Origin of the sequence: Pelagerythrobacter marensis (assembly GCF_001028625.1) — a bacterium.
Classification (GTDB): Bacteria; Pseudomonadota; Alphaproteobacteria; order Sphingomonadales; family Sphingomonadaceae; genus Pelagerythrobacter; species Pelagerythrobacter marensis.
Genome location: NZ_CP011805.1, coordinates 1,956,615 through 1,980,580, shown reverse-complemented (window position 1 = coordinate 1,980,580; position 23,966 = coordinate 1,956,615). Strand labels below are relative to the sequence as shown.

At 64.3% G+C, this 23,966-nt stretch carries 17 protein-coding genes; 6 read left to right on the top strand and 11 right to left on the bottom strand.

Features of this window, described 5'->3' with window-relative positions; translation table 11 throughout:
• The first annotated feature begins 59 nt into the window (after window positions 1–59).
• A complete protein-coding gene (locus tag AM2010_RS09430; RefSeq protein ID WP_047806843.1) occupies window positions 60–1,238 on the top strand; it encodes an acyl-CoA dehydrogenase in 1,179 nt (392 codons plus the stop codon).
• 7 nt (window positions 1,239–1,245) lie between these two features.
• On the top strand, window positions 1,246–2,442 hold the full coding sequence (locus AM2010_RS09425; RefSeq protein ID WP_047806842.1) for a CaiB/BaiF CoA transferase family protein: 1,197 nt from the start codon (window positions 1,246–1,248) through the stop codon (window positions 2,440–2,442).
• Here AM2010_RS09425 and AM2010_RS09420 read toward each other — a convergent pair.
• From AM2010_RS09420 to AM2010_RS09400, 5 genes are all read right to left on the bottom strand, one after another.
• The gene (locus tag AM2010_RS09420) at window positions 2,439–3,749 is read right to left on the bottom strand and encodes a putative porin (protein WP_047806841.1); all 1,311 of its coding nucleotides are present in this window, start codon (window positions 3,747–3,749) and stop codon (window positions 2,439–2,441) included. The genes AM2010_RS09425 and AM2010_RS09420 overlap by 4 nt on opposite strands.
• A gap of 19 nt (window positions 3,750–3,768) precedes the next feature.
• Complete coding sequence (ald, locus tag AM2010_RS09415; protein WP_047806840.1) at window positions 3,769–4,872, bottom strand: alanine dehydrogenase; 1,104 nt, start codon at window positions 4,870–4,872, stop codon at window positions 3,769–3,771.
• 105 nt (window positions 4,873–4,977) lie between these two features.
• On the bottom strand, window positions 4,978–6,441 hold the full coding sequence (locus AM2010_RS09410; RefSeq protein WP_082132866.1) for an NAD-dependent succinate-semialdehyde dehydrogenase: 1,464 nt from the start codon (window positions 6,439–6,441) through the stop codon (window positions 4,978–4,980).
• A gap of 13 nt (window positions 6,442–6,454) precedes the next feature.
• A complete protein-coding gene (locus AM2010_RS09405) occupies window positions 6,455–7,828 on the bottom strand; it encodes an aspartate aminotransferase family protein (RefSeq protein WP_047807868.1) in 1,374 nt (457 codons plus the stop codon).
• Between the two features lie 115 nt (window positions 7,829–7,943).
• A complete protein-coding gene (locus AM2010_RS09400; RefSeq protein WP_082132865.1) occupies window positions 7,944–8,621 on the bottom strand; it encodes an FMN-binding negative transcriptional regulator in 678 nt (225 codons plus the stop codon).
• 159 nt (window positions 8,622–8,780) lie between these two features.
• On the opposite strand from AM2010_RS09400, the gene AM2010_RS09395 reads away from it, so the two are divergent.
• Complete coding sequence (locus AM2010_RS09395) at window positions 8,781–9,974, top strand: serine hydrolase domain-containing protein (protein ID WP_047806838.1); 1,194 nt, start codon at window positions 8,781–8,783, stop codon at window positions 9,972–9,974.
• A gap of 15 nt (window positions 9,975–9,989) precedes the next feature.
• On the opposite strand, the gene AM2010_RS09390 is transcribed toward AM2010_RS09395, so the two are convergent.
• Window positions 9,990–10,976, bottom strand: coding sequence for a LysR substrate-binding domain-containing protein (locus tag AM2010_RS09390; RefSeq protein ID WP_047806837.1), 987 nt, complete (start codon window positions 10,974–10,976; stop codon window positions 9,990–9,992).
• Window positions 10,977–11,199: 223 nt separating this feature from the next.
• Between AM2010_RS09390 and AM2010_RS09385 the strand changes: the two genes are divergently transcribed.
• Window positions 11,200–12,342: a carbohydrate porin gene (locus AM2010_RS09385; protein WP_053044032.1), complete on the top strand. Its 1,143-nt coding sequence runs from the start codon at window positions 11,200–11,202 to the stop codon at window positions 12,340–12,342.
• Here AM2010_RS09385 and AM2010_RS09380 read toward each other — a convergent pair.
• Window positions 12,308–13,396 carry a PepSY-associated TM helix domain-containing protein gene (locus tag AM2010_RS09380; RefSeq protein ID WP_047806836.1) on the bottom strand — a complete coding sequence of 363 codons (1,089 nt, stop codon included), beginning with the start codon at window positions 13,394–13,396 and terminating at the stop codon, window positions 12,308–12,310. The two genes, AM2010_RS09385 and AM2010_RS09380, sit on opposite strands and share 35 nt — an antisense overlap.
• Window positions 13,397–13,729: 333 nt before the next feature.
• Between AM2010_RS09380 and AM2010_RS09375 the strand changes: the two genes are divergently transcribed.
• Both AM2010_RS09375 and AM2010_RS09370 read left to right on the top strand, forming a co-directional pair.
• Entirely contained in the window at window positions 13,730–16,834 is a 3,105-nt protein-coding gene (locus AM2010_RS09375) for an LpqB family beta-propeller domain-containing protein (protein WP_053044031.1), read from the top strand.
• Between the two features lie 34 nt (window positions 16,835–16,868).
• Window positions 16,869–18,284, top strand: coding sequence for a peptide MFS transporter (locus tag AM2010_RS09370; RefSeq protein ID WP_236699502.1), 1,416 nt, complete (start codon window positions 16,869–16,871; stop codon window positions 18,282–18,284).
• Window positions 18,285–18,517: 233 nt separating this feature from the next.
• Here the strand turns inward: AM2010_RS09370 and AM2010_RS09365 are convergent, their stop codons facing one another.
• The 4 genes from AM2010_RS09365 to AM2010_RS09350 all read right to left on the bottom strand — a co-directional run bounded on the left by AM2010_RS09365 (window position 18,518) and on the right by AM2010_RS09350 (window position 23,637).
• On the bottom strand, window positions 18,518–20,644 hold the full coding sequence (locus AM2010_RS09365; RefSeq protein ID WP_047806835.1) for a TonB-dependent receptor: 2,127 nt from the start codon (window positions 20,642–20,644) through the stop codon (window positions 18,518–18,520).
• Between the two features lie 236 nt (window positions 20,645–20,880).
• Window positions 20,881–22,269 (bottom strand): P1 family peptidase, encoded by a 1,389-nt coding sequence (locus AM2010_RS09360; protein ID WP_047806834.1) that lies wholly within the window; start codon window positions 22,267–22,269, stop codon window positions 20,881–20,883.
• 31 nt (window positions 22,270–22,300) lie between these two features.
• The gene (locus tag AM2010_RS09355) at window positions 22,301–22,651 is read right to left on the bottom strand and encodes a hypothetical protein (protein ID WP_047806833.1); all 351 of its coding nucleotides are present in this window, start codon (window positions 22,649–22,651) and stop codon (window positions 22,301–22,303) included.
• Complete coding sequence (locus AM2010_RS09350; RefSeq protein WP_047806832.1) at window positions 22,648–23,637, bottom strand: right-handed parallel beta-helix repeat-containing protein; 990 nt, start codon at window positions 23,635–23,637, stop codon at window positions 22,648–22,650. Before AM2010_RS09350 ends, AM2010_RS09355 begins: the two co-directional genes overlap by 4 nt.
• Between the last annotated feature and the right edge of the window lie 329 nt (window positions 23,638–23,966).

The following is a 23,966-nucleotide window of genomic DNA, read 5'->3' as shown; positions in this document are numbered from 1 at the left end:
TCGCTTTCACCCGCCTTCCGCTTTCCTGCCCCCAATCGTTGAACGGCAGGAGCAGGAAATTGGCGGAACGGACGGCATTCAAATGGGACGATCCCTTCGATCTGGAATCGCAGATCACGCAAGAGGAGCGCCTGATCCGCGATATGGCACGCGATTACTGTCAGTCATCACTGATGTCGCGTGTCCTGCTGGCTGGCCGGCACGAGCAGTTTGATCGGGAAATCATGACCGAGATGGGCGCGCTTGGCCTTCTCGGCGCGACGCTGCCCGAAGCATACGGCGGGGCCGATGCCGGCCATGTCGCCTATGGACTGATCGCGCGCGAGGTGGAGCGCGTCGATTCAGGATACCGTTCCGCGATGAGCGTCCAGTCGTCGCTCGTCATGCATCCCATCTTTGCTTACGGCGACGATGCGCAGCGCGCCATGTATCTGCCCGAACTCGCTGCCGGGCGGATGATAGGATGCTTCGGCCTGACCGAACCCGATCACGGTTCCGACCCCGACGGGATGCGCACCCGCGCGGACCGTGTCGAGGGTGGCTATCGCCTCAATGGCAACAAGATGTGGATCACCAACAGCCCGATTGCCGACATTGCGATCGTCTGGGCGAAGCTGGACGGTGTGATCCGTGCCTTCATCGTGGAGGCAGGTGCGGCCGGCTACTCCGCCCCGAAGATCGAAGGCAAGCTGGCGCTGCGGGCTTCCGTTACCGGAGAGATCGTGCTGGACGATGTGTTCGTGCCCGAAAGCGCGCTTCTGCCCGGGGCCCGCGGTTTGGGCGGGCCGTTCGGTTGCCTGAACAAGGCCCGGTACGGGATTGCCTGGGGTGCGCTTGGTGCCGCCGAATTCTGCTGGCAGGCGGCGCATCAGTACGCGCTCGACCGGATACAGTTCGGCCGCCCGATCGCGGCGACCCAGCTCGTCCAGCGCAAGCTGGTGGAAATGCAGGTGGAAATCACGCTGGGTCTGCAGGCCTGTCTGCGGGTGGGGCGCTTGCTCGACGAAAGCCGCTGCCCGGTAGAGAATATCTCGATCGTCAAGCGCAACAGCTGCGGGAAGGCGCTGGCCATCGCCCGCGAGGCGCGCGACATTCACGGCGGAAATGGAATTTCGGACGAATTCCACGTCATGCGGCACCTGTGCAATCTGGAAGCGGTCAATACTTACGAAGGGACGCACGACATTCATGCGCTGATCCTGGGCCGCGCGCAGACGGGGCTGGCGGCTTTTGGCTGAGGAAACGATGCCGGGGCAGAACAGGGCGGCGCGGGCGCTCGAAGGGGTGCGGGTGCTCGATCTCAGTCGGGTCCTCGCCGGCCCGTGGGCCACTCAACTTCTCGCCGATCTCGGCGCGGAGGTAATCAAGATCGAGCGGCCCGGCACGGGCGATGACACGCGCGGATGGGGACCGCCCTGGTTCACCGCGCCCGACGGCAGCCGCGAAGCCGCCTATTTCACCTGCGCCAATCGGGGCAAGCGGTCGCTGGCCGTCGACATCGGTACGCCCGAAGGCGCAGCGCTCGTCGCGTCGCTGGCCGACGAAGCGGATGTGCTGGTGGAAAACTTCAAGGTTGGCGGGCTCGCCCGTTATGGTCTCGACCAGGCAACCTTGCGTGCACGCAATCCACGGCTGATCTATTGCTCGATCTCCGGCTTCGGGCAGGACGGACCTTATGCCAGCCTGCCCGGATACGATTTCATCGTGCAGGCCATGGGCGGCCTGATGAGCCTGACTGGCGAACCCGATGGCCAGCCGATGAAGGCCGGCGTTGCCCTGACCGACATCCTGACCGGCCTCTATGCCTGCAACGGCATTCTGGCCGCGCTCCACCAGCGAGAGAGCACAGGCCTGGGCCAGTGGGTGGAGACGTCGCTGCTCGACGTGCAGATCGCGTCGCTGGCCAACCAGGCTGCGGCCTATCTCGCCGAGGGGCGCGATCCGCCAAGGCATGGCAACGCCCACCCCAGCATCGTGCCCTATCAAGCCTTCGCGACATCCACCCGCACGATTGCGCTCGCAGTCGGCAACGATGCACAGTTCCGGCAGCTTTGCGTGCTGCTGGAGCGGGAGGATCTGAGCCGCGATCCCAACCTTGTGACCAACGCCGGACGCGTTGCCAACCGCGATCGCTTGATCCCGGCTCTGGAGGAAGAGTTCCTGCGCCGCAGCGCCGCCGAATGGCTAGACGCTCTGCGCGCCGCCGGCATCCCGGCGGGGCCGGTCAACGCGATGGGCGATGTCTTCGCCGATCCGCATGTGCAGGCACGGGGCGTTCGCAGGGTCATGCAGCACCGGGCGCTGGGCGAGCTGCCGGGCGTGGCCTGTCCGGTGCGCCTTTCCGCATCCGCGCCGCGCGACGATCTGGGTCCGCCAGTTCTGGACGAGCACGGCGATGCCCTGCGCGCCGACGGTTGGGCTGGCGTCAGCCCACGCGGTTAAAAGGTTACGAGCGCGTTCAGGCGGAACCTTGAGAGCCAGTCGCCGGGATCGTTGGCCCCCGCGTGAAGCGGTTCGTCCGGCCGGTAGAGGTAGAGCGTCGCGTTGAACATCAGATCGTCGCGATAGGCGTAATCGGCGCTCAGCGCGTGCAGGCGATAGTTCGTCGCGATATTGATGTTGTCGTGGGAAAACGCGGCGAAGACCGCGTCGGCTTCGGCCTGCGAGTAGGCATAGCCGAAGCGCAAATCCCCCGCTTCTTCCGCCCGCCCGATTGCCAGGGCCGCGCTATATCCGCTGTCGGCCCCGGTCGCGGCGCCGAAGTTCTTCACGTAGTCCGCCTTAAGAGAAATCGGCCAGCGGGCATCCCACGGCTGCACCCGGACTTCGGCGATCACGTCGACAAGATCGAAGTCGGAGAGATAGCGCCCATCGGGGCGTAGCAGGTTGCCGCGAAAATCGCCGGCGTCGGCACTGGCGACGCTTCCCAGGCGATAATCGTAGTATGCGGCGGCGATGGCCGCGGACCATGCCGCACCGTCGGCAGCCAGTTCCACCTGGCCGCCCGTCATTGTGCTGTCAGGTCCGGCCACCGAACGATCGATGGGGAAATAGATCCCGGTCGCGCCGAGCGAGAGCCCTTCGGCCAGGGGAACGCGGTAGCGGGCGGCAAGCCCTTGCGGGCTGACGTCCCCGTCCCAGACCAGATCGGTTCGCCGGAACACTTGCGGGAACTTCCCACCCCAGACATCCAGGCCGCCGCGCGAAACATGGGCGTAAGCCTGATCGAGGCTGACTTCCAGATCGTCGTTGAAGTTGCCCAGGGTGACGTCGGTCGTGTTGGGATCGTCCTGGCTGCCGGTCGCCAGCTGCGCGCCGAGCTGGAGCCAATCGTTGACTTGGTAACCTGCGCGAATCCGGGCGCGGATTACGCCGCGCCCGTCGTCAGGCGCATCGTTGTCGCTCCCATTATGTTCGTAGCGCAGGCGCAGGTCCCCCGAAACGCTCAATGCCGGAGCGGACGGGGAGGCCGGGGCGGCCGTCGCCATGGCGGGCATTGGGCTGGGTGAGGGGCTTCCGGCTACCCTCACGCTTCCGGCTTGCCCATCCACCTGCGTCCGGGGGGGCGACACGGGTGCCGCGGTCGCCGCCAGCAACTGACGCTCGAGCTGGAGAATGCGCGCTTCCTGCGCTTCCAGCCGGGCTTCCAGCTCGGCCATGCGGGAATCCTGCTCCGCTCCGTCACCGGCCAGTGCGGGGACGGTTGCGAATGTCGTCGCGAGCAGGGCGGCGGCGATCTTCCGTTGCATCAGCGTTCCCCTTCGTCGTTCACGCAGCGCTGCGCACGAGATCGGGGAAGACTTCGGATACCGCAGGGTGCGTGATCTCGCCCCCGGCCACATTCAATCCGTTCCTGAGGTGGGGATCGGCGGCCAGTGCCGCCTCGACACCGCGGTCCGCCAGATTGAGCACGAAGGGCAGCGTCGTGTTGTTGAGCGCCAGCGTGCTGGTGCGGGCAACCGCGCCGGGAATATTGGCGACACAGTAATGGACGATGCCATCGACTTCGAAAACGGGATCCTGATGGGTCGTCGCGCGCGAGGTTTCGAAGCAGCCTCCCTGATCGATCGCGACGTCGACGAGGACCGAGCCACGCTTCATCGTCTTGAGCATCTCGCGCGTGACGAGTTTGGGCGCCGCGCCGCCGGGGACGAGGACCGCACCGATGACCAGGTGTGCCTCTGCAACGGCTTCCGCAATGGCGGCGCGCGATGCGAAAGCCGTTTTTACCTTGCCGTCGAAAAACCCGTCCAGTTCCGCCAGGCGGACCGTGGAAATATCGAAGATCGTGACGTCCGCTCTCATGCCCAGGGCGATCTGCGCAGCGTTGAGGCCGGAGACACCGCCACCGAGCACGACGACCCGGGCCGGTTCCACGCCTGGAACACCGCCCAGCAACACACCGCGTCCGCCTTGCTCCTTCTCCAGGAACCGCGCGCCGACCTGCACGCTCATCCGGCCGGCGACTTCGGACATCGGCCGCAGAAGGGGCAGGGCGCCCCGTGCATCGGTGACCGTTTCATAGGCGATGCAGGTCGCGCCCGATTGCAGGAGCGCTTCGGTCTGCGGCCGGTCGGCAGCGAGGTGCAGGTATGTGAAAAGCGTATGCCGCGGCGTCAGCAGCGCGCATTCGGGCAATTGCGGTTCCTTCACCTTGACGATCAGGTCGGCGCTTTCGAACACCGCCTCTGCTGCGGGCACGATCCGGGCACCGGCTTCCTGATAGTCCGCATCCGTGAAATCGATCCCTTCGCCGGCGCTGGACTGGACGACCACCTCATGCCCGCGCGCGGTGAGTTCCGCAGTCGCGGCGGGAGTCAGGCCGACCCTGTATTCATTGCTCTTGATCTCTTTGGGAACGCCGACGCGCATCGATTGTCTCCTGGATGTTCAGGCCCCGGGGGGCGGCCTGGCGCCGCAGTCCCCCTGCCATGTCGTGGATCGGCGAAACCCAAGGCGGCTTCGCCGTCGGGTGCTTCAGGCGGAAAGGCCGCCCATCGTGAAATATTTCAGCTCGAGGAATTCATCCAAACCGTACTTCGACCCTTCGCGGCCGATGCCCGATTCCTTCACTCCGCCGAACGGTGCGGCCTCGCTGGATATGAAGCCTTCGTTGAGGCCGATCATCCCGTATTCGAGCTGTTCGGCCACGCGCCATGCCCGCCCGAGGTCGCGCGTCCAGAAATAGGCCGCGAGCCCGTAAGGGGTGTCGTTGGCGCGGGCGATCACTTCATCTTCGGTCTCGAATGTCAGTATCGGTGCCACGGGGCCGAAGATTTCCGCGTCGGCAATCTCCATCGAAGGGTCGACGCCCGTGAGGATCGTCGGTGCATAGAAATTGCCCCCCAGATCGTGCGCCCCGCCGCCCAGCGTGCAGCGCGCCCCTTTCGACACGGCATCGCGTACCAGGCCATCGACTTTCGCGGTGGCCGCCGCGTTGATCAGCGGTCCGATCGCAGTGCCCGTTTCCATGCCGTCGCCCACCGACAGTGCCTCCACCGCAGCGGCGAAGCGGGCGGCGAATTCTTCCGCGACCCCGGCCTGGACGAACAGGCGGTTGGCGCAGACGCAGGTCTGCCCGGCATTGCGGAATTTCGACTGGATCGCGCCGGTAACCGCGGCATCGAGGTCTGCATCGTCGAACACGATAAACGGCGCGTTGCCGCCCAGTTCCAGCGAGAGCTTCTTCACCGTGTCGGCGCATTGGGCCATCAGCAGCTTGCCCACTCTGGTGGACCCGGTGAAGGACAGCTTGCGCACATCCGGGCTGTCGGTCAGGACGCGGGCGATCGGTTCGGCCCGTGCCGCCGTGACGACTTCCAGCACGCCATCGGGTATCCCGGCATCGCGTGCGAGCTGGGCCAGGGCCAGGGCGCAGAGCGGCGTATCTTCAGCCGGCTTGAGAACGATGGTGCAACCGGCTGCAAGCGCGGGTGCGACCTTGCGCGTCACCATGCCGACCGGGAAGTTCCAGGGCGTGATCGCGCCCACCACGCCGACGGGCTGGCGCAGCACGAGTAGCCGACGACCCGCGGCGTTGGTCGGGATGATGTCGCCGTAGGCCCGTTTCCCTTCCTCGGCGAACCATTCGACGAAGCTCGCGCCGTAGGCGACTTCGCCCATCGCTTCGATCAGGGGCTTGCCCTGTTCGCGCGTGAGCAGGACTGCGAGCGCTTCCTGATTGGCCAGGATCAGATCGTGCCAGTGGCGCAGGATCGCGGCGCGTTCCCTGGCCGTCTTCGCCGCCCATGCCGGCAGCGCAGCCGCGGCGCGGGCGATGGCCTGACGGGCGTCTTCCGCGCCCATATCGGCGACTTCGGCAATCTGGTCCCCGGTGGCGGGATTGCTCACCGGAAAACGGTCCGTCGCCTCGGGTCCGGGCGCGATCCGGGCCAGGATTTGCGCATCCTTCGCGCGATCGATGTCGGTCATAGCGTTCATCGGCCGGCTCCCGTTACAAAAGGCCGTAAGCCGCAGCGGTCTTGTCGAGGGCGGCTTTCGTCTTCTCGATCATCTCATCGATTTCGGCGCGGCTGATCGTGAGCGGCGGACATGCGACCATCGTATGGCCGACGGCGCGCAGGATCAGATTTTCCTCGATGCAATGCTCACGGCATTGAATGGCCGGCTGCTCTTCGGCTGGGAAGAATTCGCGGTTCGCCTTGTCGCGCACCAGTTGCAGGCCGGCGATCAGGCCGACCCCGCGCAGCTCCCCGACGATCGGATGCGCATCCGCCAGTTGCTGAAGAGCCTGGCGGAAATAGGGGCCGGTTTCCTCGCGGACTTTCTCCACCAGACCTTCGCGTTCGATAATGTCGATATTGGCGAGGGCGACGGCGCAGGCCACCGGGTGGCCCGAATATGTATAGCCGTGCGAGATCACTCCGCCGCCGTTCACGACATCGCTGACGCGCTTGTTCATGGCGACGGCGGCGATCGGGAGATAGCCGGACGACAGCCCCTTAGCCATCGGCATCAGATCGGGTTCTATCCCGTAGGTATCCGACCCGAACCAGTGTCCCGTGCGGCCGAATCCGCAGATGACCTCGTCAGCGATCAGCAGAATATCGTACTTGCGGCAAATGCGCTGGATCTCGGGCCAGTACGTGGAAGGCGGATCGATTACGCCGCCAGCACCCTGCACAGGTTCGCCAATGAATGCCGCGACATTTTCCGCACCCAGTTCCAGGATTTTCGTTTCGAGAGCGCGGGCGGCTTCCAATCCGAATTCTTCGGCTGTCTTGCCCTGGCCATGGCGGTACCAGTGCGGTTCCATGATATGTTCGAACCCGGGGAGGAGAGACTGGCCCATGGCGTGCATGGGGGCCATGCCGCCGAGGCTGGTCGCGGCCAGGGTGCTGCCGTGATAGCCGAGGGTGCGGCCGATGAAGACGTTCTTGCTCGGCTGGTCCTGAAGCTCCCAGAAATGGCGCACGAGCCGGATGATCGTGTCGTTCGCTTCGGACCCCGAATTGGCGAAAAAGATGTAGTCGAGCCCCGCCGGCGTCACTTCCGAAAGGCGGCGCGCCAGCTGAATCTGGGTCGGCGTAGAGCTGGAAAAGAACGTGTTGTAATACGGCAGCGTTTCCATCTGCTTCGATGCCGCATCGACCAGTTCCTGGCGGCCATAGCCGACATTCACGCACCACAGCCCGGCCATGGTATCGAGGATCTTGTTGCCTTCGCTGTCCCAGATGTAGCAGCCATCGGCATGGGTGAAGACGCGAACGCCCTGTTCGCCCAGCACTTTGGGATCGGTGAACGGATGCAGGTGATGTTCACGGTCCAGCGCCTGCCATTCGGCGGTGGTGGTGGTAATCTGCTGCATCTCGAACTCCCATTCCATTGGTTCCGGGCCGGGGTATGCTGCCGGGGCGGGAGGCATCAGATGATTAAATCGCCAGCCCCGGTGCGCAATGCGCACCATCGGGGCAGGCCTCGCTTCAACTCGGTTCGCCAGACCGTTCGTTGGCACGCATGAGGGCCGCGATTTCCCGATCGCCGAACTGTCCGCGGGTCTCCAGCGCATCGATCACCCTTGCGCGGTCGCCCGCGGGATGGGTTTGGCTCAACTTGGTGACCCCTTCGATGCTGTCGATCTCGATACGAAACGAACGGATATGGGGGAGCAGGGCATCCACCTTGCCTTCGGGCGCCTGCGCCATGGTCCAGGCGGGATCGCGATCTTGCTCGACCATGTCGGTTACCCGTTCGAGCAGCTGCAACTGGGTCGCGTCGTCATCGAACGGCTCCAGCGTGCCGCGCACGTGCGCGGTGACGTAGTCCCAGGTCGGCACCGTGGGCCGTTCGCGATACCATCCGGCCGAGATGTAGGCGTGGGGGCCGGCAAACACCGCCAGCGCGCGGTCGCCCGTTTGCAGGGCCTGCGCGTGCGGGTTCTTGCGGGCCATGTGACCGATCAACCGCGTTTCGGCAGGATCGTCGGTTTCGAAATAGATCGGCACGGATGTCGCCAGCGGTCCGTCCGCTCCATTCGTGAAAAGCAGCGCGAACGGATAATCGCGCACGATCTGGCGCGGCTCGCGCGCGGCATAGGCTTCGGGGGCATAGAGCCGGCGTTCGTGGTTCATGGTCGTGTCTCTCCCAAAATACAGCTCCATCTTGTTCGTCCTGCCGGGCGCCGACAGATGCCGAATCCGCGCGCGCCGGTGCGAAAGGGGCACCGAGTGCGACGCGGTAACGGTGGTGACCGGGCCTCACCGGGTGCGGATGGCTTTCGCACCGGATCATCCGCCGGCGGCCCGATAGACATTGCAGGCATGGATCAAGAAAGCAGGAAGGACGATGCCGTGGGGGAAACAAACGCGAGCGCCGATGAAAGCCGGCAGCCACTGGCATCGATAGAGCAGGCCTATGCAGGCAAGCTGATGCCTGGCGAACAGGTGCACCTGTTCCGCAATACCCATCGCGCCTTTCCCTGCCGGCGTATCTCGCGCGGGGATGGGCCGGTCGCCGACTTGCCGCAGAGCGCGAGCATGATCGAGGATCTCCCGATCCGGGCGGACGGCCAGGAATTCGATCTTTACGACTATGTGTCGCGCAATCGGCTTGTCGGACTGCTGATGATGAAAGACGGCAAGGTCGTTCACGAGCGTTACGAGCTGGGGATCGACGCCTCCACCCGCTGGATGTCCATGTCGATGGCGAAGTCGGTCAGCACCCTGTTGATCGGCATCGCGATCCGCGATGGCTTCATCGGCGGGGTTGACGATATGTTGACCGATTATCTGCCCGGCCTGCGCGGCAGCGGATATGACGGGGTCTCTATCCGCCACCTGATGCAGATGACATCCGGCGTAGAATGGGACGACACGCATACCGACTCCAGGTCGCACAGGCGCCACATGCTCGATCTGCAGATCGGGCAGGAGCCGGACAGGATCATGACCTACATGGCCAGTCTGCCGCGCATCGCGGAACCGGGAACGCTGTGGAACTACAGCACGGGCGAGACGCATGTTGTGGGCGCATTGGTGAAAGCGGCAACCGGGCACTGGCTGGCCGACTATGCATCGGACAAGATCTGGTCGCGGCTCGGGATGGAAGCGGATGCCGCCTGGTGGCTGGAATCACCCGATGGGCTGGAAGTGGCAGGCAGCGGCATCTGCGCCACGCTCCGCGATTATGCGCGCCTTGGTCTGTTCGCGATGAACGATGGCCGGATCGAGGGTGAGCAGGTCCTGCCGGCGGGCTGGATCGAAGAATCGACCGTTCCGCGAGAGGCAGGCGGCAATCCGCTGAATTATGGATACATGTGGTGGCCCGTTCCCGATGCCGCAGGGTCTTTCGCCGACGGCGCTTTCAGCGCGCGCGGGATCTTCGGGCAATATATCTACGTCAATCCCGCCGAACGCGTGGTGCTCACGGTTTTGAGCGCGCGGTCCAAGCCGAAGTTCGCCGAGGCGATACTGGACAACCACTTCTTCAATTCGGCGGTCGAAGCGCTGCGGTGACCGGCAACCCGCCGGTCAGGTGGCGGATTTCAGCGCGGGGTAATCGGCAAGCACGGCGGAGGTCACCCACTTCCTGAACCGCCGCAGCAGCGGATCATTCCACCGATCGCGGCGGGCATAGAGCGTGTAGCGGCCCAGACGCGGCGCGAATTCGGGATTGTCCCTGCCGATATCGATCAGCGATCCCGATTCCAGATCCGCGCCGGCGGTCACCGGATTGGCGAGGGCAATGCCCCGGCCATGCCGTGCAGCGTCGAGCGTGAGGTGCCCTTCCCACAAGCGCGCGCCGGACAGGCGTGAGGCATCGTCGACGCCGTAGGAAGCGAGCCACTTGGCCCAGGTCTTGAAGCTGTCTTCGTGCAGCAGGCGGTGCTGGAGGAGGTCGTCGGGCGTTTGCGGTGTTCCGGTGCTGCCCAGGTAATCCGGGCTTGCGACTGCTATGATCGGAGCCTCCACCAGAACCTGCCGCTTGAGCAGCGGCGGCAATTCGGGTTCCGGTTCGTAGGTGGCGTGAAAACGGACATCGATATCGGCCTCGTGCGCGGCGAAGTCCGGGCTGTGATCGTTTGGGCGAAGGACGATGTCGGCATCGCTATTGCGCCGCTCGAACTCCTCGAGCCGGCTCGACAGCCAGTGCAGGGCGAAGCCCGACGTGCTCCAGATATGGAGCCGGCGATGGTGGCCCTCGCTCATGAGGTCGAGCGTTGCGTGGGCCAGCATGTCCATCGCGAAGGAAACCCGTTCGTGATAGCCGCGCCCGCGTTCGGTCAAGGCAATGCCGTAGGGGGTGCGTTCGACCAGTTGCACACCGGCCCAGGTTTCAATCGCGCGAAGGTGGCGGCTGATGACGGCATGATCGCGGTCCAGCCATTGTGCCGCCCGCCGCACCCCGCCCAGCCGGGCCACGGCATCGAAAGCACGCAGGGCCTCGAACGGCGGCAGCGATTTCCGGGATGGCGGATTTTCCGATCTTGCAGGGGGCTGGGGCTGGTCGTCCGTCAATTGAATTCCTTCAATGGTTTGCGAAAGCTGGTTTGCCTATCGACGCCGCGGCTGACCGGTCAAGGGCCGCCGTCGATCGGGTGCGGTGCGGCATCTGCACCATCTCATCCGACCTTGGCATCTGGTTGGGCACAGATGCCGGTGTTTCATTGCACCCCTGATGAGAGACACGCAAGACACAGCCGCCCAGCGGCGCTTTCGATTTCCGACCTCGGCCCATGCCATGCTCGGTTCCGTGCTCACCGCCACGGGAATGGCGATGCCGCCATCCGCCGCAGCTTCGGAAAAGACGGAGACGTTTGTCGAGGGCAGCATTACCATCGACACCCTGAGCAATACATCCGGCGGCGATGGGCAGGATACCCGCATGCTGGGGCTGGCCACGATGTCCGCCGGCGCGAACGATCTGGGCGATGGACCGGTGGAGGTTTCCGGCTATGCCGAACTGCAGCTTGTCGAAGGCAGCGGCTTTTCGGACGGCGTGGTGGGCGACGGCCAGGGCGTCAGCAATATCGAGGCTGACTCGGGGTTCCGCGCGCTGGAAGCCTGGCTGCAGCTCAGTCTGGATGGCGAAGGCCATCGCATCAAGGCGGGGCTCATCGATCTCAATCGCGAGTTCGATATGCAAGAAGTGGGGAGCATGTTTCTCAACAGCTCGCACGGCATTGGCCCCGAGCTTGCGCAATCGGGCGCCAATGGCCCATCGATCTTTCCGACCACCACGACTGCCCTCGTCTATGGCCATCAGGCCGGTCGCTGGGGTGTGCGGGTGGGGGCGTTCAATGCCGTCGCGGGCGATCCCGAGAACCCCGGCAAGACGGTCGTGCCTGTGCCGGGAGAAGATGGCCTGTTGCTGATCGCGGAGGCGGAGCGGTCTTTCGAAATCGGCCGGGTCTATGCCGGTGCCTGGGGCTATAGCGCAGCGACCCCGTTCCTGTCGGAGCCGGAGGATGCGCCCGGCGATCGGTGGCGCAGCCGGGGCGCATACGCCGCGGTCGAGGCGACACTGGCGAATGGCCCCAATGGGGAGGCGCTCGATTCCTGGGTTCGCATCGGCGTTGCCAATGCCCGGGCTCTGCCGATTGCAACGTATCTGGGCGGCGGCCTGCGCTACGGCACGGATGATCGCGCGATCGGCTTCGCTATCGCCCATGCCCGGCTGGGCGACACCGCGATCGAGATTGCGGAAGCTGCCGGCGACCGGGCAGAACGGGCGGAAACCAATTTCGAACTCAGCTATCTCCACGCGCTGACTCCGATGATTTCGGTTCAGCCCGATCTTCAATACGTACGCAATCCTGGTTGGGACCCTGCGCTCGACGATGCGCTGGTCATTGGCCTGCGGCTGAGCGTCGGCTTTCGCTGACCCGGCGCGCCCGGCGCTGCCAGCTGAGCAGGCCGAGGACGATCATCGTCACCAGCCAGCACCCGATCGCGAAGTTCAGCAAGCGACCGGGCACTGCGCCGATCTGCCCGGTGTGAATGGGATAAAGCCATTCCATCAGACGGCGTGCGGGGCGGCTGGACCGGGCATCGTGATCGGCCAGGACGCTGCCGTCGACCGCCGATATCCACACCGTGGTCGCACCGAACTGGCGAGGGATTTCGCCATCCGCGCGCAATCTTATCCGGTACCAGGGCGCATCCTCGCCGGGCATCGACAGCGCAGTGAGTTCGCCCCCGGGATAGCGCGCGAGCGCTTGTGCCATCGCATCGCCCGGGTCCAGTCGGTAAGGTCCGGCGGGGGCGCTTGTCGGTTCGGCCAGCCCGCCGTCGACGGTCGCCTCGATCGTGTCCGCGAAGGCGAGCTGAATCCCTGCCGTCACCAGGATCGCAGCGGGTACTGCCATCCACAATCCCAGCAATCGGTGCCAGCCCACAATCCGGGCCGCCGCCGGGCCGCGGGGCTTGGTGGTCAAGGCCCGCCAGCGGTTGCGTGCCGGCCATGCCGTCGTGAACCCGAGCGCGATGTTGGTCAGGAGCAGGATACCGCTGATGCCGATCAGCACACTGCCCGTGCTCCCCAGCAGAAGCGACTTGTGGAACGTCGTCAGGGTTTCGAAAACGGCACCGTCGGAGAATTTCTCCCGATCCGACCTGTCACGGAGCACCTGGCCCGCGCCGTCGACGCGGAAGGTCCGGTCCCCCTCGGGCGAGGAGACATAGATGTCGTACTGGCCGGGAATGCCCCCGGTCGCCCACATGCCGCTGACGTGCAGACCATCGCGCTCCGCCTGCTCGATCCTTTCGCCCAGTGCCTCTACGCTGGTGCCCGTGGACACCCCGGTCAACAGCCAGTCGTCGATTTCCGCGCGGAACGAGATCGCAATGCCGCTGAGTGCCTGCAGCAGCCAGAAGGCCGCTGCGGCGAGGCTGAGGTACTTGTGTATGCGTCGAGCATCGGTGCGGACAGTCGCCATGGTGTTTTCTTCCCCTTGGCCCGAGAGGTACCGAGACGGTGCAAGCCCGCGCCAGATGCATACGAGGGCGCCTGTGGTGACCTGACCGCAACAGGGGATGCTTCGAACGCGCCTGTCTAGGCTGGCGGCGCTGTGGTGCATTTATAGTTCAACCATTGGGCAGAGGGGCGGGTGCTTGTGGGCATGGGATCAAGGCAGATAGTCCGACTGGGGCTGGCGATGGCCTTCGCCCTGGCACCCTGGGCTTCGAATGCCTCTGCGCCTGCTGAACATTCTGCCTCCGCCGGGCCGCCTCATCAGGACGCTAGGATCACGGTATCCGAAGGAACCTGGATGAGCGTGGATGTCAGCCCCGACGGGAAGACGATCGCCTTCGATCTCCTGAACGATATCTACGTCATGCCTGCGGACGGAGGCGAGGCAAGGTTGATCCACGGCGGTTCGGCGATGCAGCGCAGCCCGCGATTCAATCGCGACGGCAGCCGCCTGCTCTATCTGAGCGACGAAGATGGCGCGGACAACGTCTGGACATCGCGCATCGACGGATCGGATGCCCGGCAGGTTTCGCGGGAGACGACGCTCGCCGTGACCGGGCCGGCCTGGGCGCCGGAGGGCAAGAGCATTGCCGCTGCGCGGATGTTCGACAGCGCCGACAAGCTCCATGCATCGCAGATCCGCCTCTACGACCTCGATTCAGGTGACAGCAGGCAACTCGTTGCCCCCCCTGCGAATGGCGAGAATGTGCACGAGCCGGCCTTCGGCAATGACGGCCGCTGGCTGTATTATACCGAGAAGGTATCCCCGCCGACGGCATCCGTCGTTTACGTCGATGCGAACCACATCAATTATGCGGTCAAGCGACGCGACTTGCGCACGGGCGCGGTAGAGGAACTGGCCAAGGGGTTCGGCAGCGCGACCAGCCCGGTGCTGTCTCCCGATGGCAGCAAGTTCGCTTTCCTGCGGCGGGTCAAGACGGACACGGTGCTGTTTCTCTACGATCTCGAAACGCGAGAGCAGTGGCCGGTGTTTGCGGGGCTCGACCGTGATGATCAGGCCGATTTTCTGGGGCAGGGGATTTATTACTCGCAGTACGACTGGTTCCCCGATAACCGCCACCTTGCAATCTGGGCGGGCGGGAAGATCCTGCGGCTCGACACCGAAACTGGCGAGGCGGCGGAAATTCCGTTCACGGCCTCGGCCACGCATCGCCTCTTCACGCCCCCGCGGGTGGCGCAGGATCTGGCGCCGGAGGAATTTCGCGCGAGAATCATCCGCCAGCTCGCCTGGGCGCCCGGCGGCGATCGGGTAAGCTTCAATGCGCTCGGCCGGGTCTGGAGCCAGTCGGCCAGCGATGCGCCGGCCCGTCTCACGGCGGGGGATCTGCCCGAATTCGATCCGGCCTATTCACCTGATGGTGCGCACGTTGCCTTCGTCGACTGGAAGGATGATCGCGGCGGTACGCTCAAGGTCAGAAGCACCGGCGGCAAAGTTCGCACGCTGGTGGAAAACAATGGAATCCTGCGCGCACCGGCATTCTCGCCGGACGGAAGGCGCATCCTCTATATCGTGGCCGAGGGCGATCGCTGCCTTGGCGGACATCGGGCCCGGCCAGGGATATACTGGATCGACGCGAAAGGGGGCGAGGCGAACTACGTGGGCCCGCCCGCCCTCGAAGCTGCCTTCTCGCCCGATGGTGAGCGTATCTGGTTCAGCACGGAAAGTTACGAAGGGCACGATCTGGTTTCGCAAGTCGAAAGCATGCGGCTCGACGGCAGCGACCGCCAGGTTCGTGCCCGCGCGTCGCACGCAGACCTGAACGAGCTGAAGATCAGCCCCGACCTTGCCTGGATCGCCTTCCGCCATGAGCAGCAGTATCATCTGAAACCCTTCGCCGCTGGCGCGGACCCGGTCGAGATCACTCTGGACGGGGCGAGACCGCTTGGCCGCCTGGGTGGATACGAGCTGACCTGGGCGCCGGATTCGAGCGCGGTGCTCTGGGCGGTGGGCCCGACACTCTATCGCAGCGCGGTGGGGGACACTTCGCCCGAAGTCTATGCCGAGGTCGCGCTGACGGCCAGGGCGGACGTGCCGGATGGCGCGCTGGCGTTCGTCAACGGCCGCATCATCACCATGCGCGGCGACGAGGTGATCGAAGGCGGCACGGTTATCGTGCGCGGCAATCGCATCCAGGCCGTCGGGCCTGCCGCGGCAATCGATGTCCCGGCCGATGCCAAAGTGATCGATATCAGCGGCAAGACGGTGATGCCGGGCCTGGTCGACATGCATGGCCATGTCGACAATTGCTACTACAGCTCCTCCGGCCTCACGCCGCAGAAGCAGCCGACCCAGTATGCCGATCTCGCATATGGCGTCACGACCAATTACGATCCCTATACGTCCGAACTGCCCACCTACGCCACGCGCGAGATGACGATGGCGGGGATCATGACTGGGCCACGCGCGATCGATTCAGGGATGGTCGTCTATGGCCGCACCGGAAAAGTCGACAAAGTCTACATTCCGATCGAAAGCGAGGCCGATGCCGACGCGCTGATGGCGCGCAAACAGGCGCTAGGGGGCACGATCGTCAAGAGCTATCGCCAGACGATGCGGCAGCAGCGCCAGCATATTTTGGCCGCCGGGCGTCGCGCCGGGATCATGGTGGACGTGGAAGGCGAAAGCCATTTCTACAACAACATCACCATGATTCTGGACGGGCACACGAACCTGCAACACAACATGCCGCTGGAAAATATCTACGACGATGTCGTCCAGTTGATGTCGGCTTCGCGGGTTTCCCATACACCGACGCTGATCGTCCTGTTCGGCGAACTGATGGGGGAGAACTACCTTTTCCAGCATACCCGCGCCTGGGAGGACCCGAAGGCCCGGCGTTTCGTTCAGTTGACGACGAGCGGATACAGTCCGCTGGGCGCCCCCTACGGCGCGCCGCCACACGTGCGCGGGATGACCACGATCCACGCTGCGGACGAGCTGTACGACATCGGGTTTCGTGCCGCGGCGCGATCGATGAAATCGCTGGACGACGCCGGGGTCGTGATCAACGCAGGATCGCACGGGCAGGTCACCGGCCTGGCGCTTCACTGGGAGATGTGGCTGCTTGCCGAAGGGGGCATGTCGAACCACCGCGTTCTTCGCACGGCCACGATCAATGGCGCCAGAACGTTGGGCGTCGATGGGCAGATCGGTACTATCGCCCCGGGGAAGCTGGCGGACTTGCTGGTGCTTGACCGCAACCCGCTCGACGATATCCGCAATTCCAACAGCGTTCGATACACGGTCGCGAACGGGCGGCTCTACGACTCGGTCACGATGAACGAGATCGGCAATTATTCGCGCAAGCGCGGGCCGTTCTTCTGGGAAACGGGGCGGGACTTCAACGGAATCGATTGGGAACCGGCATGGGCGCATCAATGACGATGCCCCTTGCCGTGCCGAGGGGAGATCAAGGGTGCAAGCAGCAGACGGCGTGAACGCGCAGACGAACGCGCATTCAAGTGCGGACGGCGATGGAGGCGAGCGGGCGGAAAAGCTCTTCCTCGGCCACCCCAGGGGGCTCGCCTTCATCGTCTTTACCGAAGCCTGGGAACGCTTCTCGTTCTACGGGATGCAGGCGCTGCTCGTGCTCTACATGGCGACTTACCTGTTCCAGCCGGAGAATATCGGCGGGGTAGCGGGGTTCGCCGGCTTCCGCATGGGGGTGGAAGCGGTTTTCGGGCCGCTCAGCATCCAGGCGCTCGCGACCCAGGTTTTCGGTCTCTATGTCGGGCTGATCTACTTCATGCCGGTTCTCGGCGGCTTGATGGGCGATCGCTGGATCGGCCGGCGGCGCGCCGTTCTGCTCGGCGGGGGGCTGATGGCCATCGGGCATTTCCTGATGGCGTTCGAGAACCTGTTTCTTCCCGCGCTCTCCCTCCTGATCCTGGGGGCCGGCCTGCTGAAGGGCAATCTGGCGGCGCAAGTCGGCGATCTCTATTCGAAGGATGATCCGCGCCGCGATACGGCGTTCTCCCTCTATGTGCTCGCGATCAATATCGGCGCCTTCATCGCGCCGCTCATCTGCGGCACGCTGGGTGAACTGTACGGCTGGCATTACGGGTTCGGTGCGGCAGGCATCGGTATGCTGGTCGGGATCGTCATCTACGTGCGCGGTCTGCACCATCTTCCCGCGGATAATGTCGGGCCGACCGCAAGCGAGCGGCCACGGCTCGCGCGCGGTGACTGGCGGATCATCGCCGCGATTCTGCTGATGCTGGCGATCACGGCGCTTTTCTGGACCGCGCAAAGCCAGGTCTGGAACACATATCCGCTCTGGATCAGGGCTCGCGTCGATCGCGAGATCCTGGGACTGTTGGTGCCCGTCACGTGGTTCCAGTCGCTCGATTCGCTGGCTGTTCTGATGCTGGCGCCGGCGGTTCTGTGGTTCTGGCGTTTGCAGGCCCGGCGTTCGGCCGAGCCTGACGATCTTCCCAAGATCGCGATCGGCTGCCTGGTTTTCGCAGTCGCGATGGTCTGGCTGTCGGTTGGCGAACTGCTTTCGGGCGACAGTGCCGTCGCGCTCTGGTGGCCGGTCATGTTTCACTTCATCTGCGCATGGTCGTTCCTTTACGTCGGCCCGATTGCGCTGGCGTTGACGTCGCGTGCGGCCCCTCCCGCAGTCAACGCGATGATGGTGGGTTCTTATTATCTGGCGATCTTCGCCGGCGGCATCGCGAGCGGCTGGCTTGGACGGTTCTATGAAACGGTGTCGCCGTCTGTCTTCTGGCTGATCCACGCTGCAGTGGTGGGCGCGGGCGCAGTGCTGCTGTTCGTGTTCAAGGCTCCGCTGCTCCGGGCGATGAAGCTTAATCCGCGCCAGCCGGGCTGATCCAGAAGCAGCGCTGACCGCGCTAGCGCGGCGGCCTTCGACGCCCCGTCTCCCGCAGTGGAGCCGGGGCGTTTCTCGTCGTCCGGTGATGACTCCCCGCATTTGCGACGGTCTCTGCGGTCATCGAGCGACACCGCTGGGCCAGCGAAGGCGGGAGGAGTGCCTGGAGGCGACACAAAAAATGGGCCGGAACCCGAAGGTCCCGGCCCAGACTGCCTGACTGGCAGAGGACTTCAGAAGGAGTAGCCGACCTCTACACCCACCACCCGCGGACGGGTGCGGTTCGAGTTGGCCCAGCCCTGATAGGGGTCGATTGCCTTGTTCTCGTTCGTGATATTCTGCGCGAACAACGCCACGTCGAATCCACTCACGGTCCCGCCGAAGCGCGCATTGAGCAAGCCGACGCTGTCGGATCGTTGCGGCAGAGCGCTGGGCAGGAAGCTCGAACGGTCGATATAGGTTACCGCATCGCGATAGTTGTAATCGACCCGCACGAAGCCCGGAACGCCTTCGGCCCAGTCGAAATCGTAATTGGCGCCAAGGGTGAAGCTGATTTCCGGGGTGTAGTCGGTGGGATCGCCCGGAATGTTGACCTGATCGGTCGCCGCGGTTTCGACGATTTCGCTGTCGATATAGGCACCGGTCGCCGACAGGGTGAAACCCGTGACCGGCCGGGCCGCTATGCCCAGTTCCACACCTTTGACTTCGACTTTGCCGATGTTGCTGGATTCGCCAAGGAAAGCGCCGTCCACTTCGGTCAGCCGGCGACGGATCATGTCCTTGTATTCGGTATAGAACGCCGCCAGCTCGAACTGGAGCCGCCCGTCGAGCGCGGCGCCCTTGGTCCCGATTTCGTAAGTGTAGATCTTTTCAGGATCGTAGGGGTCGAACGGCTCCGAATTGAAGCCGCCGCTGCGGAACCCCTTGGCGAAGCTGGCGTAGAAGTTCGCCTGATCGGCATAGCGGTAGCTCAGATAAACACGCGGATCGATCGAATCGAACGTGGCCTCCAGCGTGGTGCCTGTATCCGGGACGTAAGTGATGAGGCTGGTCTGTTCATCGCGGAAATAGCGAATGCCCGCGCCGAGTGTCAGACGATCCGTGATGTCATACGCGGCGTCGGCAAAGAGCGACACCGTTTCGGAGGATGAAGCGCTGAGATAATAGAGGTCTTCGACCAGAAACCCGCCGCCGGAATAGAGATCGCCGTTGGGCGCGTAAGCATACTCGTACTCGGCGACCATTGTCCGGTCGCTGGTGGTATAGAACCCGCCCAGCGTCCACTGGAACGGCCCCTCGCTGGAGGAAAGGCGCAGTTCCTGACTGAACTGGTCGGCATCGACCCAGCGATCGTCGTTCCCCTCGACGATGCCGTACGAATAATTGCCCGGCCGGGGGATGTAGGTGAAGGGATACTGGTGATCGTGTTCGACATATGTCGATGCGCTGACCAGTTCGGCGAAGCCGAAGTCGTAGCGCAGCTCCAGATTGTACAGCGTGAAGTCGAATTCCTTTGGAATCATCACCTTGCTGCGATCCGGGCCAATATCCACGGTACGATCGGGTTCTTCGAAGCCCAGGCCCAGGGCCGTCTCCGCACGGTGGACCTGCACCATGCCGGTCGCTTCGAAAGCCGCGCTGGGCGTCCAGCGCAGCTTGGCGCGCAGGTTGAACAGTTCGGTGCCGTTCCCGTCCTTGATCCCGGCTTCGGGCTGGTCGATCCAGCCACCGCCGGTTTCGTACTTGCCCGCGACACGCAGCGCGAGCTGGTCGCGCACCAGAGGCAGGTTGATAACGCCGGTCACGCTGCCGCCCGTCTCGCCCTGTGCGACGGAATAGAGCTGGCCTTCGGCGCGGCCTTCGAACTGCGTCGCGTCGGGGGCGTTCGTGATGTAGCGAATGGTCCCGCCGGCAGAGCCTTGCCCGTACAGCGTGCCCTGCGGCCCCTTCAGAACTTCGACCCGCTGAAGATCGAGGGGGATGGGGCTGAGCTGATCGTAGCCGCTCAGCGAAAGCGGTGCCTCATCGAGATACTGGGTAACTAGCGCACCCGAACCCGACTGGTTGGCCAGGCCGCGCAGGAAGATGGTGTAGCTGCCCGGGCCGTCTTCCCGCATGGTGAGGCCGGGGACGGCGAAGGACAGGTCCTGAACGTTCTCGATCCCGCGCTCGCCCAGTTCTTCGCCGCCGACCACCGAAATGGCCATCGGCACTTCGATGAGCGTCTGTTCGCGTTTTTGCGCCGTGACGACGATTTCGTTCAGCGCGTCACGGCTTTCTCCCGACTGGGCGAGCGCCGGCCCAGCCTGTGCAAGCGCCAGTATCGACGCCGTGCAGATGAATCCGTACTTCCCTACCATAAATTCCCCCGTCCTCGCAGTGTATGACATTGCGAGAATATGACAGCGCAGGGTCTGTTGCAGATGCGAAAAGAGGGTAAGGTGGTGCCTCATTTGCACCGCCGGTCTTCCGTTCTTCCGCGCAGATATGCTGCGGATGGAATCCGCGCAAGGAATCTCGCAGGCTGCGCTCGGCTATGCCCGCAAGGTGCGTGCCGTGCCGATCGTCTGACGAAGAAGGCGCCCTCGGTGCGACGCTACTTGCGGGTGCCGACCTGTTGCCATCGGCCGGGATTGACGACGACCTCGTCCCCTTCGAACCGAATGCTGAAGGGATAGCGGCCAGGCACGACGAACACGTTCGATCCGGCGGGGCGGAGCTCAGTCGGGCCGTCCTTGCGTATGGCGAAGACGTCCCGCTCACCGGTTGCACGGCCGTAGAGACGGCCCTTTTCGGCAGTCACTTCCAGCGACGCGAGTGGGCCGAAGGTATAAGTGCCCGCGAATTCCTGCAGGTCGGATCCGTCCGCGGAGCGTCGCGGCTGCGGTGCGACGGGCTGTTGCGGGACGCTGCTCAGGATAGCGTCCCACATAAGCTCCGACGCGACGGCGCCGATTTCTGCGGTGACGAGGCCGTCACCCGGCCCCGCCTCGACCTCGTCCGTGGAAACGGCATAGAGCACATCCCCGTCGAGTTCGGTTGCGAACGGCTGAATCCCCCGTGCCATCGACGTGTGGACCTGAACCGCCAGACGCTTCAGTTCGGCGCTCGACATCGACCGGTTGGTGACGACCAGGCTGATGGTGGTGTTCTTGCGGTCGGGCTCCGCCGCCTGCTGACCGTCCCAATCGGGACTGAGGCTGGCGGGGGAAGCGTTCAGCAGGTCGTGGGCGCGCAGGTCGCGTGGCCAGCTCTGGCCCGCATGACACGCCACGACCTTCCCTTCGCGATCGGTAACGACGCCAAGTGCATTGACGACGGTGAACACCGCGATCTTGACCTCGCCGATCTGCCGGAATGCCGCGCCCTGTCCCGATCGGGCGTTGCAGCCGAACAGTCCGCCGGTCATTGCCGAACGTCCCGCACCATAAGGGCCAATGGGGAAGGTCCCGGGCCGGGCGGCGCGATAGGCGGCCTGCGCCAGGCGCTTGTCCGGATAGATTTCGTTCAACCGGCGTCCGCCGAAATCGTAGATGATGGAGCCGACGGCGAGGCCGACGTTGTTCCAGTGGCCGCCGCGATATCCATCGTCCTTCATTGCGGTGTTGACCGCAGTGACCGCTTCAAGGCCGTACCAGGACCCCCCGGCGAGCACGACCGCGTCGAGTTCCGGCTGAACATAGCCAAGATCGAGATAGGGCGCATTGACCGTGCCGGGGCCGCCCCCGCGGGCATCGACTGCGCCGTGCACCTTGCGCCCGAACCGGATGACGGTGACCCCGGTCGGCCCGTCTTCGTACTGGCCGGTGCCAATCGAGAGCATGGGCCAATCGAAATTCAGGGCATCGTCATCGTCGAACCCGTCGTTGAGCGTGACAGCAAGGTCGCCCTGAACGCTCGGCCCGTCATTGTTCTGCGCGGTTGCAGGTGCAGCGATTGCGCAGAGGAGGAGTGCCGGGGCCAGTGTGCGGGTGCCGAACGTCATCGTGTGTCTCTCTTTCTTGTCCAACCGTGGATCACGGCGCAGTGTCGGTGATCTGGAAGAACCGGCAGTATTCGCCGATCTTGCCCTGATCGTCGGCTTTGACAACGACTGGGCGACCATGTTCGAACGCCGCCTTGGCCATGAGGAGAAGGGCGGTGTCGTCTGCCCGCGCGAGCAGGCCCGGCATCTGGCGGCAGGTTTCCGGAAGCCATTCGCGATCTTCCACGCCGATGTAGATCACATCGCTGTAATGCGGATAATCGAGATCCTGGGCGACGGCGCCGATCTGCACGATCCGCGTCGTGGTCCAGTACTGTTCCGCCTGCGCCGGCGTCGCCAGCAGCAGGCTCAGCAGCGCGAGTGGGGTGCACCAGCACTTCATGGCTGCTCACCGGTCGGGCCGATCGGCATTTGCGCCTGATCGCCGGCAAGCAGCGGCGATCCCGGTTGCGGACGCCAATGCGCATCCAGCATCGGATCGGCGCGCGAAACGTCGTCGCCGATGATGAGCTGGTCGGGTTCGAACTCCGTGTTCGCAGGCGTTGAATTGCCGTGGATGGAACTCGCGCGCACGGTTACACGGCCATTTCCTGCAGCATTGATTCCATAAGGTGCATTCTCGACGATGATCGACTGCGCGGCCACGATTGTCGAATTATCGGCCGCATAGATGCCGTCGTCCGTATTGTTCGCCACCACCGAATTGAACAGATGAAGCGTGCTGTCGCCATAGGTCGCAATGCCGGCGGAATCGCCGCCGGCGATCACGCTGTCGTGCACATGGGCATGGGCGGTCTCTTCCAGCCAGATGCCCAGATGGCCGTCGAGCAGGCGGAGGCCCGATGCATCGATAAGCGTCCGACCGCGTCCGGTCAGCGCCATCTTGACGATCCCCCGCATGACGATGCCGTTTGCGCGCACCCGGCTGTCGATCGCGAAGACGCCGTGGCCGTCGTACGTGTCGTCTTCCTCCTCCTCCCAGCGGAAGTCCCGGATTTCCAGGTTCCTAAGGGTCACGTCGGCGTTTTCGAGCACGAATGCGATGGATGGGACGCCTTCTGCTCCATCGAGGACGACGCCTTCGCCGCCTTCGATGGAAAGCCGTTTGTCGCGCACGACCACCATCCCGCGGGCGACGATGTCCTGGAAGGGCACGTCGCGCACCGATGCCGGCACATAGCGGCCGGGCGCCAGGCGTATCTCGTCCCCGTCGGCGGCGTGATCGACAGCGGCCTGGATCGCATCGTGCCCGCTGAAGTCGCACGCCTCAGCCGGAGAATCTTCAGCGCAGACGCGAAGCGTTTCCGCCGACGCAGGGGCACAGAGGGCGATTCCGGCGCACAGTGCCAAAGGGAATTTGCGGATCATAGTGGGCCAATCTCGATGATACTGGGGGAAGGTGTGCGGCACAGCGGCAATGCGCTCAGGTTGCGTGCGATAGCGCGGAAGCAGTGATCGAAAGCGCGCGATGCATCAGTCATCCCCCTGCTGAAGCCAATTCGAACAATCCAACAGAGCGGTTCGCGTTCTGCGAGAGGACAAATACGACACCAGCGGTGCCCCCAGCGCACCTCTGCATTGGTGAGCTTGCAAGCGATGGCCCCGCAAAGCTCACCTTGTATTTGCAAATCACTCGCATTATCGTTGGATGCCCTGCGATGCCGCGACTTCCCTCGCGCAAGTCGCCTTCAGATGCC